At 57.8% G+C, this 12,046-nt stretch carries 10 protein-coding genes; 7 read left to right on the top strand and 3 right to left on the bottom strand.

Features of this window, described 5'->3' with window-relative positions:
• Window positions 1-137 precede the first annotated feature (137 nt).
• Window positions 138-1,049 (bottom strand): cation diffusion facilitator family transporter, encoded by a 912-nt coding sequence (locus tag ZBT109_RS10235; RefSeq protein ID WP_027705923.1) that lies wholly within the window; start codon window positions 1,047-1,049, stop codon window positions 138-140.
• Window positions 1,050-1,167: 118 nt separating this feature from the next.
• Window positions 1,168-1,920 carry a 16S rRNA (uracil(1498)-N(3))-methyltransferase gene (locus ZBT109_RS10230; RefSeq protein WP_027705924.1) on the bottom strand — a complete coding sequence of 251 codons (753 nt, stop codon included), beginning with the start codon at window positions 1,918-1,920 and terminating at the stop codon, window positions 1,168-1,170.
• Between the two features lie 241 nt (window positions 1,921-2,161).
• On the opposite strand from ZBT109_RS10230, the gene ZBT109_RS10225 reads away from it, so the two are divergent.
• Window positions 2,162-2,503, top strand: a complete 342-nt coding sequence (locus ZBT109_RS10225) for a histidine triad nucleotide-binding protein (protein ID WP_027705925.1) — start codon at window positions 2,162-2,164, stop codon at window positions 2,501-2,503.
• 236 nt (window positions 2,504-2,739) lie between these two features.
• On the opposite strand, the gene ZBT109_RS10220 is transcribed toward ZBT109_RS10225, so the two are convergent.
• The gene (locus ZBT109_RS10220) at window positions 2,740-3,780 is read right to left on the bottom strand and encodes an AI-2E family transporter (RefSeq protein WP_027705926.1); all 1,041 of its coding nucleotides are present in this window, start codon (window positions 3,778-3,780) and stop codon (window positions 2,740-2,742) included.
• Window positions 3,781-4,190: 410 nt separating this feature from the next.
• Here ZBT109_RS10220 and ZBT109_RS10215 point away from each other — a divergent pair, with 410 nt between their 5' ends.
• The 6 genes from ZBT109_RS10215 to ZBT109_RS10190 all read left to right on the top strand — a co-directional run bounded on the left by ZBT109_RS10215 (window position 4,191) and on the right by ZBT109_RS10190 (window position 11,600).
• Window positions 4,191-6,635: an LPS-assembly protein LptD gene (locus tag ZBT109_RS10215; protein ID WP_027705927.1), complete on the top strand. Its 2,445-nt coding sequence runs from the start codon at window positions 4,191-4,193 to the stop codon at window positions 6,633-6,635.
• Window positions 6,636-6,736: 101 nt separating this feature from the next.
• A complete protein-coding gene (locus ZBT109_RS10210) occupies window positions 6,737-8,128 on the top strand; it encodes a peptidylprolyl isomerase (RefSeq protein WP_084261894.1) in 1,392 nt (463 codons plus the stop codon).
• A gap of 203 nt (window positions 8,129-8,331) precedes the next feature.
• A complete protein-coding gene (rsmA, locus tag ZBT109_RS10205; protein WP_027705928.1) occupies window positions 8,332-9,162 on the top strand; it encodes a 16S rRNA (adenine(1518)-N(6)/adenine(1519)-N(6))-dimethyltransferase RsmA in 831 nt (276 codons plus the stop codon).
• A 61-nt stretch (window positions 9,163-9,223) separates the two neighbouring features.
• On the top strand, window positions 9,224-10,051 hold the full coding sequence (locus ZBT109_RS10200; protein WP_027705929.1) for a symmetrical bis(5'-nucleosyl)-tetraphosphatase: 828 nt from the start codon (window positions 9,224-9,226) through the stop codon (window positions 10,049-10,051).
• Window positions 10,052-10,113: 62 nt separating this feature from the next.
• Window positions 10,114-10,452 (top strand): rhodanese-like domain-containing protein, encoded by a 339-nt coding sequence (locus tag ZBT109_RS10195; RefSeq protein WP_051524129.1) that lies wholly within the window; start codon window positions 10,114-10,116, stop codon window positions 10,450-10,452.
• A 5-nt stretch (window positions 10,453-10,457) separates the two neighbouring features.
• Complete coding sequence (locus ZBT109_RS10190; protein WP_027705930.1) at window positions 10,458-11,600, top strand: CCA tRNA nucleotidyltransferase; 1,143 nt, start codon at window positions 10,458-10,460, stop codon at window positions 11,598-11,600.
• Window positions 11,601-12,046: the final 446 nt, after the last annotated feature.

Genomic DNA, 12,046 nt, shown 5'->3' with positions numbered 1-12,046 from the left:
CAAGATGAAAGTGCTATGCGAGGTAAGGGCTGCGAGACGTAAATGTAAGTGCCCTGTCACACTGAGCCGACCTGACTAAAAGGTATCACCCCACCAGACAGGCCGCCACTATGACGAAAGGTTGTTGAAAGGTAGCGCTAATCTGCCCAGTAGCGGTCGCCAGTGAAGGTGATGGTCAGCCAGCGGCCAGGAGTGTCCTCACCCAGTCTGTCGGCAATTTCGTAACGCAGTTGATCGAAAGTGTCGATGGTGTCGATGGGGTAGTCGAGCGGTACCAATACGTTGATTTCGATGAACAGCGCGCGCCCGCTTTTCTGGATATACGAGGTATAGCCGCTTAGGCCGTGCTCGGCTACGAAAGCACTCATGGCTGCTTGCACCTGCTCGTCACGTTCGCGCGGAACGATTTCTAGAATGTCGCGCAGCGCAGGCTTGAGCATCTTGAAGCAGCCCGGAATCAGGAACAGGGCCGCGGCCATCAGGATGATCGGGTCAAGGTAAGGCGTGATCCAACCCAAGCGCGTATTCGACAGTGCCCATGCCCCGACGAAGCTGATCAGTAGCCCAAGCGATAGGATCGCGTCCATCAGCCAGCTGGCAGTATCGTAGCGCACCATCAGTGAGCCGATCCGCTGTCCCCAATGGCGCAGATAGAAGAAGTAACTCAACTCAACCAGTGCACATACCGCGGCATAGACCGCTGCAATGCCGAAGTCGATGGTATGGCCGCCGCTCATCACGCCTACGATACCGCTGGTCATCGCGTAAATAGCCAATACCAGCAGAAAGCCGCTTTCCACCAGCAAGGCGATGGGTTCGAGGTGCCAGTAGCCGTATTGGAAGCGAGGGCTGCCTTCGCGGGGAATCAGGCGGGCTGTGATAAACATCAGCATCTTGATGGCGGCGGCAACGGCAGAGAACAGACCGTCGAACAGGATCGATTGAGAGGCCGCCGCAATCCCGAAGACAGTGTCGATGAGTGCTACCAGCGCCATCACGATGGTGGACTGCTTGAGCAGGCGAAGTTCTATCGGGTTTTGGGGATTCATGGGGACGTCTTCAGTAACGTTGAGCGAGCAGGTTTGAGTCAGTGAATGAAAATGAAAGCGTGAAGGTGGAAAGTAGAGTGAGGCCTGTTCGGTATAACGGCACAGACCTCGACAGGAATCAGTAGAGACGAGACAGCAGTGCCACGACGGCCGTTTCGACGCGCAGGATACGCGGGCCGATATGCACGGGTGCTAGACCCGCTGCGGTCAGCTGTTCCACTTCGTAAGGAATGAAACCGCCTTCGGGACCAATGGCCAGTACGGTGGGCTGTGACAGTGACAGTCCGCGCGGGCATTCCCGTTCGGTATGCGGGTGTGCGATCAGGCCTTGCTTGCCTTCCAGCAGTGCTGGTAGGCGATCTTCGACGAACGGTTTGAATAGCGGTTCCAGCTGAATGTCCGGCCAGCATGTATCGCGTGTTTGCTCAAGCCCCAGCCACAGATGCTGGTCGATCTTCTCGCGCGCCAGTTCCGGCGACTGCCAGTAACTCTTTTCAACGCGGCGGGTGTTCAGCAGTGTGACCTGTTTGACGCCCAGCGCTGTGATGTTTTCCAGTGTACGGGCCAGCATGCGCGGGCGCGGGAGCGCCAGAATCAGGTGCAGTGGCAATGCCGGCGGCGGTGGCGTATCGAGGGTCAGTTCGAAGCGCGCTTCGGTGCTATTGAGCGCCGTCAGTGTGCCGCGCCCCATGTCGCCGTTCAGTACGCCCATGTTGAAGCCGTCACCAACGCTGGCGCGGTGCACTTCGTGCAGGTGGCGCAGGCGGCGCTGATCGGTGATGCGAACATCGAGCGGCTGAGCATCGGAAAGCGAAGAGGGCGCCGCATGGGACGTCACGATATCGGAAGGCGCTACGAGAATCAGGTTCATGTCCTGTCTTCCAGACAGAGAGGTGGAGCCGAGTCGGGCGAAAAGATGCCCTGTGCTTAAGCAGAGCATACCAGAGTTACCGCCGCGATGAGTCACTTGCACGCCTAGTACGTTATTGTCGGTACGCATATCCAAGTGCTGGAAGGCGTTATCATTGGCGCTCGGACACGTCATAATGAGCCGCATTGCTGTCGGCTGTCCGTAGTCGATGGGCATTTTGCCGCTATCAAGGAGTCACCGTATGAGCACACTGTTCACTCGCATCATCAATCGCGAGATTCCGGCAGATATCGTTTATGAAGACGATCAGGCCATCGCGTTCAACGACATTGATCCGCAGGCCCCGATGCATGTGCTGATTGTGCCGAAGAAAGAGATTCCCACCATCAACGATATCAGCGAAGAAGATGAAGCGCTGGTCGGTCACCTCTATCGCATTGCTGCACAGCTCGCACACGAGAAGGGGATTGCAGAGGATGGCTATCGTGTTGTGATGAACTGCAACGAATACGGTGGCCAGAGTGTCTACCATATCCACCTGCACATGATGGGTGGCCGTCGCATGGGGTGGCCGGCAGGTTGATAGCGTCGCACGATCGCTGAGTGAAGCGGCGCGGCTATCCTGACGCTGCGTGATGGATAACGTAGTGCCCATGTGTAAACGAGTACGCTAGGCCTCATGCCGCCGTCAACGTCAGAAAAGAAGAAGCGCCCGGGCGACTGTAACGCTCGGGCGCTTCTTCTTTTTATCCAAATACCTAACGCTAAAGCACGCTACGCATGAGCAGTTGTTCGTGCGTTACGGGCTGGCTGTGAAGATCATTCTTCGGCAATGAACAGTGCCCATGTCGCCATGAACAGCGCGGCGATCAGCGGGCCAATCACGAAACCGTTAATACCGAACAGCGACATCCCGCCAATGGTGGCCGTCAGCACCACATAGTCGGGCATCTTGGTGTCCTTGCCGACCAGCGGCGGGCGCAGCAGGTTATCCACCAGCCCGATGACCACCACCCCGACAAAGGACAGGATGGCCGCTTTGAGAAAGGCGCCAGTAGCAAGAAAATAAATGACGACCGGAATCCACACCAGCGCGGCCCCGATGGCCGGCAGCAGGGACAGGAACGACATCATGACCCCCCACAGCAGTGCCGCTTCCACTCCCAGCCCCCACAGTGTGACGCCACCAATGCAGCCTTGAATGATGGCGATGATGACGTTGCCTTTGACCGTGGCGCGCACAACGGCGGCGAACTTGTCGAGCAACTGCGTCTTATGATGGTGGCTGAGCGGAATAGCGCGCAGCAGCAGCGCAGTAAGCTGTGGACCGTCACGGAAAAAGAAGAACATCAGATAGATCATGATGCCCAAGCTGGTCACGAACTGGACGGTGTTCTGCCCGATGCTGAGCAGCTGGGTGGCCACGTATTGGCTGCCTTGCATCGCACCGGCTGAAAACTTGTCGCGCAGTTCATTGAAGTTACCGATACCTGTGCGCTCCAGCCAGCTGTCCAGCGACGGTGGCAGCGAATTCTGGAGCTGGCTGATATAGCTGCCCAGATTGATATCGCCATTGCGGATACGCTGGTAGAGGCTGGCCCCTTCCTGCACCATTGACGTGATGATCAGCGTGCCAGGAATGATGACCATGACGAAGCAGATCAGCAGCGTGGCCATCGCGGCCAGATTGCGACGGCCGTTGAAGCGTCGCACCAGCCACTGCTGAAGAGGGTTGAATACAAGGGCCAGCGTTGCCGCCCAGAAGATGGCACCGAAATAGGGAAGTAGTATCCAGCAGAAGGCAATGGTCACCATTGCCAACAGCAGTAGGAAGCATCGTCGGTGCAGGGCAGAATTCATATCCACTCCTGTTGAGTATGTCCGGAAAAGCGCGAAGGCACCGCATGAAGGGCTTCGCCACTGGCGAAATAGCATAGTGCGCTTTAGCGCGTGATGCATGAACGGGCACCGCATCATGGCGCATGATGAGATACAATGCCTGTATGATATGAACAATGGAAGGCCAAGGCCTGCTGATGCCAACGTGCAGAAGAGGCGGGCATGCTCTGCGCAGGCTGGTGTCGAGATAAGACCTGCCTGTAGACTTCCACCTCAGGATTCACGTCGTGAGTGTGAGTTTCATTCTATAAAGACACATGACGTCATATGGCCGTGGGTACACTGGCAGACCTGATGCTGTCGATAGCATAGAGCTTACCGGTCAATGATACGGTATTCAGACGGAAATCGGACGTAAGGACACGAAAAAGATGGGGCAGCGCACCTTTCGTACAGTGGCGTGGCTGGCAGGCGTCGTTTCGGTAGCCGGCGTAGGGACGCTGGTTAACGCCGAAGATCTCGCCAGCCTTCCCGCCGATCAGCTTGACTGGGTGGCATGGGGCAGCGATCGCCCGGCAGGAGAAGTCTGTCAGGGGCACTATGTCATGCCCGATTACCTGCTAGCGCCAGCGGCCGAAGCAGGGCACGTGCGTGGACAATCCGACACGGCGACCTACGGCAGTGAAGGGCAGACCGAGCTGAACGGTCGCGTCATTCTGCGTCAGGGTGAACAGCAGTTGCAGGCGTCGCAGGCGACGCTAGCCAACGACCGCAGCAAGGTCGACCTGCAGGGACCGATCACCTACCGTCAGCCGGGCGTGCTGGTGCGCGGCGATCAGGGGGAATTCGGCCTCAATAATCAGGCCGCCGACGTTCAGCGCGCCTACTTTGTTTTCCATCAGGCGCGTCTGCGCGGGAATGCCCAACGCCTCGAACGTCTCAACGATGGTCAGTACCGAATCCTAAGCGGCTCGTTCACGACCTGCGAACCGCAGAGTCGCTTGTGGACGCTCAACGGTCATAACGTCGTCATCAACCGTGCAGCGGGTTACGGTACCGCGACGCATTCCACGCTGCGCTTCTACGATGTCCCCGTATTCTACTGGCCGTGGGTGCGCTTCCCGATCGACGATCGTCGCTTGACCGGGATGCTCTACCCCTCAGTGGGCTATAGCAACAGCAACGGCTTTGATTACCTTCAGCCCATCTATCTCAACCTAGCGCCCAATTACGATGCCACGCTGTATCCGCGTTATATGGCGCGCCGCGGCCTAGTGATGGGCGGTCAGTTCCGTTATCTGTTTGATACCGATCGCGGCACGATTGATGGCAACTACCTTAACAGTGACAAGGGTGGTTCACGCGACGACAGCAACTATGAGCTGCTGCGTCAGAAGAAACGCTGGTATATCAACTTCCAACATGACGGCTCGTTCAACGCGCGCACGACCTACCAGCTGCGCTACGGTGCCGCCAGCGATGGCAACTACTTCGAAGATTTCGGCTCCACGTTTGCCGAGCAGAACACCGACAACCTCGAACGTCGTGCCCAGATCGACTATCAGGGCGATGTATGGCACCTGCAGGCCCGTGCCCGTGGCTATCAGGTCATGGACTTCCCCGTGAAGGACAAAGACAAGCCGTTCTATGAACTGCCGTCCTTGTCGGCCAATGCCTCGTGGCACCAGCCGAGCGGCACCTACGAGGAATGGAACAGCAACGTTACCAACTTCACTCGTGACGTGAGATGGAACAACAGCGGCATTGATCCAACCGAAGCGGTGACCGGGGCGCGTCTCAATCTTGCCCCCGCTATTGGCTACCGTCGCGCACCGTCTTGGGGCTTCTTCGAGCCGCGTGCGCAGATGTACCTGACTCAGTATCAGCTTGATTGGAAGCAGGCCGGCAATCGTGATTGGGACAAGTCCCCGGGCCGTGCTGTACCGGTGCTCAGCGTTGATTCTGGGTTAGTCTTTGAGCGTCCGACGCACCTGTTTGGCAGCGATTGGCGCCAGACGTTGGAACCGCGCCTGTACTACGCCTACGTGCCGCATCGCGATCAAGACAATCTGCCGACCTTCGATACCGACTACCTGTCGCCGTCATGGTCACAGCTGTGGACGCCGTTCCGTTTCAACGGCATCGACCGCATCGGTGACGTCAATAAACTGTCCTACGGTGTCAGTTCGCGTTTCCTTGAAGATGCGACCGGTCGTGAACGATTTACCGCTTCTATTGGTCAAAGTCGCTACTTCGAAGACCGAAAAGTCACCGACAACGATCCCAGCAAGAACTTCAACGATCCGAAAAGCGATTACTGGTACATGAACCATCGCAAGAATTCACCTGCGATCGGTCAGCTCACGTGGAACATCAATGATCGTTACCGCGTCCGCTATGCCAACTTCTTTGATACCGAACGCGGTCAAACGGAACGCAATGAAGTCTATCTGCACTACCAGCACCCGGCCGGTCGTATCTTCAATCTCGGCTACCGCTGGCAGGTGAAAGACTTTGATCCGTCAGGCGATCTGGACGACCGTTTGGGCTACAACCGTGAAGAGTACGACACCTCGTTCGCACTCAAGGTGAATGGGCCGTTCTCAGTGGTTGGGCGCTATCTGTACGATCACACCAACGATCGCTCGCTTGAAGCGCTGGCCGGTGTTCAGTACAACGATTGCTGTTATGCGGTTGAGGTGGCATGGCGTGTTTATCGCGATGACAATGACACCACCAACACCATTGCGGACGATGAACTCAAACGAGGCATCTTCCTGCGTTTCATGCTGAAAGGGCTAGGTGGGCTCGGCAACAAGCCTGAAACCTACTACCAGCAGGCCATTGAAGGCTACGATCCGGTACTTTTCCAGTAAGTGCCCGCTTGCCGAGCCCCGCATGATGGCGAGGTTCGGCAGCACTACCTAACGAACGGACACACGAGGCGCTATGCCTCTGACAGACCGCAAGGGTTCATATGATGAAGAAAGGCCATGACATGGAAGGTATCGCGCAGCGTTCCAAAGGTAAGCGACTGCTGGCATCTTTGGGGATGGCCTGTCTGCTTGGCAGTGCCGCTACGGTGAATGCCGCTCCGGCTGAACCGGTCGATGGCATCGCTGCCATCGTCAATCAGGATGTCATCATGCGCAGCGACCTGGACAAGCGCGTTCGCCAGGTGGCAACCCAGCTTCAGCAGCGCGGCATCGCTCAGCCTGCACCAGAAGCGCTGCGTCAGCAGGTGCTCGACCGTCTGATTCTGGAAGATATCCAGCTGCAGATGGCCACCCGCGCGCATCTGAGCGTTTCCGATGAACAGTTTAATAACGCGCTGCAGGGCATTGCCGCCAATAATCACATGACCGTTAACCAGTTCATCGATTCACTGGAACGGCAGGGATATCGCTTCTCCGACGTGCGCGAACAGATTCGCCGTGAAATGCTGCTGAGCATGGTGCAGCAGGGCAGCGTTGCGGGTCAGGTGCGTGTCACAGACCAAGAGATTGATCAGTATCTGGCGCGCATGGCAACGGCGCAAAACGTTGAATATCATCTGGCACACATCCTCGTGCCGCTGCCAGAAAACCCGAACGCCGAACAAGTGGCGGCCGCCCAGCAGCGCATTGAGCAGCTGCGCCGTGCGATTGCCGATGGCGAGGACTTCCAGACCGCAGCGGCTGCCGGTTCGTCCGGTAACGATGCCTTCTCTGGAGGCGATCTGGGCTGGCGTCGTCGTGACGACATGCCGACTATCTTCGCCAATGCAGTACCGAACATGACTGTTGGCGAAGTCAGCGCACCAATTCGAAGCGGCAGTGGTTTCCATCTGGTCAAGCTGGTTGATCGACGTGGCCGTGACGTTCAGCGCCATATCGTGCAGCAGTACAAGGCGCGCCATATCCTGATTGCGCCGAATCCGATCCGTTCGCAGCAGGAAGCTCTGCAGCAGGCCTCGTCCATCAAACAGCGCATCCTGAGCGGTGAAGATTTCGCTACGCTGGCCAAGGCCAATAGCGACGATCACGGTACCGCACTGAGTGGCGGCGAGCTGGGCTGGGTCGATGCCGACGACATGGTGCCGAGCTTTGCGCAGGTGCTGAAGACCGCACCAGAAGGCAAGCTGATGGGGCCTGTACAGTCTCCGTTCGGCTGGCACCTGATTGAGGTCGAAGGACGTCGCACTCAGGACGTCACGGTACAGTTTGAACGTGAACAGGCGCGTCGTGCCATTTTCCAGCGCAAGGCCGAAGAAGATCTGGATGGCTGGCTGCAGGAACTGAAGGCTGGGGCATACATCGATAACCGCCTTTACCCGCAAGACAGTAATGGCGTCAGTGCCCCCGCTCCTCAGCCTGCTGAACAGCAGTAAGGCGTAGCGTTATGGTGCGCATGTTAGGCGCTGCCGTCCCACGGCGACAGTGGTAACATGGCGTTCCCATTCCAAGTGCAGCGGCACCCCTTGTGGGTGCCGCTGTGGTTTCACGATAACCGTTTTGTTGATGGGCGCGCAGAGTTCGGCGTGCCCTAGCAGAGCGTCATGCGCCGCGGGTAGCGGCAGAGCAAGGTTTTATTATGAGTTCATCATCATGGCTGCCGACGGGCGGTCACCGCGCCCGCAAGCGTTTCGGCCAGAACTTCCTGCGTGATACCGGCATCATTTCACGCATCGTTTCCTCCATCCGTCCGCGTGACGGCGATCGTCTGGTCGAGATCGGCCCAGGGCAGGGGGCTATTACTGAGATGCTGTTGGATGCGACTGGCGACCTTGATGCCATCGAGCTGGACCGCGATCTGATTACGGGTCTGCGCACCCAGTTCTTTGCTTATCCGGGATTCCGTCTGCACAACGCTGATGCCCTGAAGTTCGATTTCCATGCGCTGCGTGGAGAAGGGGAGCCGCTGCGTGTGGTGGGTAACTTGCCCTATAACATTTCGACGCCGCTGATCTTCCACCTGCTGGCTTCACGCGGTGCGATCAAGGACATGCACTTCATGCTGCAAAAGGAAGTGGTGCAGCGTCTGGCCGCCACTCCGGGCAGCAATTCGTGGGGACGCCTGTCGGTTATGACGCAGTATTTCTGTCATGTCGACGAACTGTTCCTCGTGCCGCCGGAAGCGTTCGTACCGCGTCCGAAAGTGGATTCGGCCATTGTGCGCCTGATACCGCATAACACACTGCCTCACCCTGCCGATGATTACGAAACGTTCGAATCCATTGTGCGACAGGGGTTCTCGCAGCGACGCAAGACACTGCGCAATAATCTGAAAGGCACGTTGTCCGCCGATGACATCATCGCGCTGGGCATCGACCCTGCGAAGCGTCCAGAAGTGCTCACGCTCGAAGAGTGGGTCACGATGGCCAACCACGTGTTCCGCTCAGCACCGGCTGCTGACGCCGAGTAAGGCCACCAAGCGTATCCCATTCAGTGTTTCGCACATGCGCGCTATGACAGAAGGAGACAGTATGACGGAATCTCGACGGACTATCGTGATCGGGGACCTGCACGGTTGCCGCGCTACGTTCGAGCGATTGCTTGATGCCGTCGCCTTCGATGCGGTGCATGATGCACTATGGCTGGTTGGCGATCTCATCAATCGTGGACCGGACTCAATGGGGTGTCTGCGCATGGCGCGGCAGCTAAAAGCGCGCGTGGTGCTCGGTAACCACGACCTCAACCTGCTGGCCGTGAGTCAGGGTGTGGTTCAGCCACGCAAGGGTGACACGCTGGACGCTATCCTTGATGCACCTGATTGTGATGAATGGATCGACTGGTTGCGCCATCAGTCACTACTGGTCGATGGCCTCATCGCCGGCACGCGTACGGTGATGACTCATGCCGGGCTCCCACCGCAGTGGACGCTTGAACAAGCGCGCAGCCGTGCACGTGAAATCGAACGTGCGCTGCAGAGCGACGACTGGGCGATGTTCATATCGCACATGCACGGCAATGCGCCCGCTCGTTTCGATGAATCACTGACAGGGTGGGACAGGCTGCGTGCGATTACCAATACGCTGACACGGATGCGTTTCATCACCGCAGATGGCACACTGGATTTCAACGCGAAGGCATCGGCACAGAACGCACCGGCAGGGTTAGCACCGTGGTTTGCCTATCCTCGTCGTGATGATCTGCGGATCGTCTTCGGGCACTGGGCCGCGCTGCAAGGGCATGCCGATGGTGCTGCCATTGACGTTATTGCAACGGACAGTGGCTGCGTGTGGGGCAATGCGCTGGCTGCCGTCGTGCTTGAAACGGGGCAGCGTGTGGAAGTGCCCTCGGAACTTCGCTGAAACACCGTTAGGGTTTTCCATTCACTACCGGTCGCCAGACCATTATTGATGGAGATGCTCCTATGACATGGAAGACTTTGAGCCGCGAGGCCCTCATTGATGCACTGGCACAGCAGCCGTCTTCCATTCGGTTGCTGGATATCCGTCCTCGAGAGCAGTTTGACCGCCTTCATATCCCTGGCAGTCAACACTATGACTGTATACGGTTGCGGCGTTTTGCCGAACAAACCGCGCACGATACACCGGTTGTACTGGTGTGCCGCCGAGGACGAACCAGCCGACACGCAGCCATGTGGCTGGATCAGCTGGGATTTACGGCCGTCTACAGTCTGGAAGATGGCATCGAGGGGCTGCGGCAGTACGCCCCTGACAGGCTGGTAGCGACAGAAAAAGAGAGTTGAAGAAGATGACCGACAGGCCGACGCAAGGGTTGGATGTATATCTGGTAGGTGGCGCTGTGCGCGATCAGCTGCTGGGGCACCCATGGCATGAGCGTGACTGGGTCGTTGTTGGCGCGACACCGGAAGACATGCTGTCACGCGGATTCCGCAACGTTGGCAAGGACTTCCCCGTCTTCCTGCATCCGGAAACGCATGAAGAGCATGCCCTAGCGCGAACCGAGCGCAAATCGGGGCACGGCTATACAGGCTTTTCCGTCCATGCGGCACCAGACGTAACGCTGGAAGATGATCTCAAGCGTCGCGATTTGACCATCAATGCTATCGCGCAGACTCCCGATGGGCAGCTTGTCGATCCCTATGGCGGCAAGCGCGACCTCGACGCGCGTCAGCTTCGCCATGTCAGTGATGCCTTCGCTGAAGACCCGCTGCGTGTGCTACGCACGGCACGATTTCTCGCGCGCTATCACCAGTACGGCTTTTCAGTAGCGCCTGAAACGGAAGCGCTGATCTGTGGGATGGTACGCAGCGGCGAGCTGAATCACCTCGTGGCTGAGCGGGTATGGAAGGAAACCGAAAAGGCACTGGGCGAACGCCATCCCGACGCCTATTTCGAACTGCTGGAACGTACCGGTGCACTGGCCGTTGTTATCCCAGAGTTATCGACGAGCGCATTAGCAGTGGGAATTGAGCGATTAACGGCCTACCTTGCATCGTTGGGCACTGCTGACATCACTTGCCAAGGCCCTACACAGCCGCAGGCGGTATGGGCGTTGCTGTTGAGTGCGCTGCCGGAAGATGCGGTCGAGTCTCTGTGTCGAGGGCTGAAAACACCGAATGAATATCGGTTGCTGGCGCGCCAGCTGACCGTGATCGTATCACTGTGGCATACCCGTCCTCAGAAGGCCGAACAAGTGCTTGCTGGCTTCGACCGTCTGGATATCTGGCGTCATCCAGACCGCCTGACCGATATCCTGCCACTGCTGTCCGTCTGTGGCATTGACGTCGATGGCAAGCAGCTTCAGCAACTCGCGCAGGATGCCCGCGCCATTTCCCCTCAAGCGTTGATGGCCGAGGGTTACCAGGGGGCTGCCTTGGGGCAGGCCATTGCTGCTAAACGCCAACAGCTGGTCGAAGACGCGTTGAACTGACCCCTGCTCGGCATCAGCTCGGTGAACGGTTCTTACTCTCGTCTGTATCTAAGCATCGGCCCAATATGTCTGATGACTACAGCCTGTGCTGTTAGCAAAGGTTGGCAAAGAATGAACGGCAGCGCCTATCGGCGTACTTCCTGCATGCAATGAGAAGCAACGGAAGTTCCGCGGGGCTAACGATCGTTAGCACTATCGTTCATAGGCCTTGTTCGGTGAATGATAGTGATGAGGTTTAGCCGCCGCGGTGTGGCCTCTGCCTATTGTGGGGCAACGCACGTAGGTGCCGGGGTCATGCCGGCCTTGCTGGTGTGTGTCCTTCGGTGGGCGAGAGTGATGAAGTTCAGTCGCAGCGGTGCGGCCTTGCCTATTGTGGGGCAACGCGCGTAGGTGCTGCGGGCATGTGGGCCTTGCTGGTGTGTATCCTTCGGTGGACGAGGGTGATG

Source organism: Zymobacter palmae, assembly GCF_003610015.1.
In the GTDB taxonomy this organism is placed as follows: domain Bacteria; phylum Pseudomonadota; class Gammaproteobacteria; order Pseudomonadales; family Halomonadaceae; genus Zymobacter; species Zymobacter palmae.
This window is presented reverse-complemented; position numbering and strand designations above follow the sequence as displayed.

Coding starts and splice junctions, on each gene's coding strand:
- ZBT109_RS10195 (WP_051524129.1), top strand. CDS start 10,114: ATGACATGGAAGACTTTGAGCCGCGAGGCCCTCATTGATGCACTGGCA.
- ZBT109_RS10220 (WP_027705926.1), bottom strand. CDS start 3,780: ATGAATTCTGCCCTGCACCGACGATGCTTCCTACTGCTGTTGGCAATG.
- ZBT109_RS10225 (WP_027705925.1), top strand. CDS start 2,162: ATGAGCACACTGTTCACTCGCATCATCAATCGCGAGATTCCGGCAGAT.
- ZBT109_RS10230 (WP_027705924.1), bottom strand. CDS start 1,920: ATGAACCTGATTCTCGTAGCGCCTTCCGATATCGTGACGTCCCATGCG.
- ZBT109_RS10215 (WP_027705927.1), top strand. CDS start 4,191: ATGGGGCAGCGCACCTTTCGTACAGTGGCGTGGCTGGCAGGCGTCGTT.
- rsmA (WP_027705928.1), top strand. CDS start 8,332: ATGAGTTCATCATCATGGCTGCCGACGGGCGGTCACCGCGCCCGCAAG.
- ZBT109_RS10235 (WP_027705923.1), bottom strand. CDS start 1,049: ATGAATCCCCAAAACCCGATAGAACTTCGCCTGCTCAAGCAGTCCACC.
- ZBT109_RS10200 (WP_027705929.1), top strand. CDS start 9,224: ATGACGGAATCTCGACGGACTATCGTGATCGGGGACCTGCACGGTTGC.
- ZBT109_RS10190 (WP_027705930.1), top strand. CDS start 10,458: ATGACCGACAGGCCGACGCAAGGGTTGGATGTATATCTGGTAGGTGGC.
- ZBT109_RS10210 (WP_084261894.1), top strand. CDS start 6,737: ATGATGAAGAAAGGCCATGACATGGAAGGTATCGCGCAGCGTTCCAAA.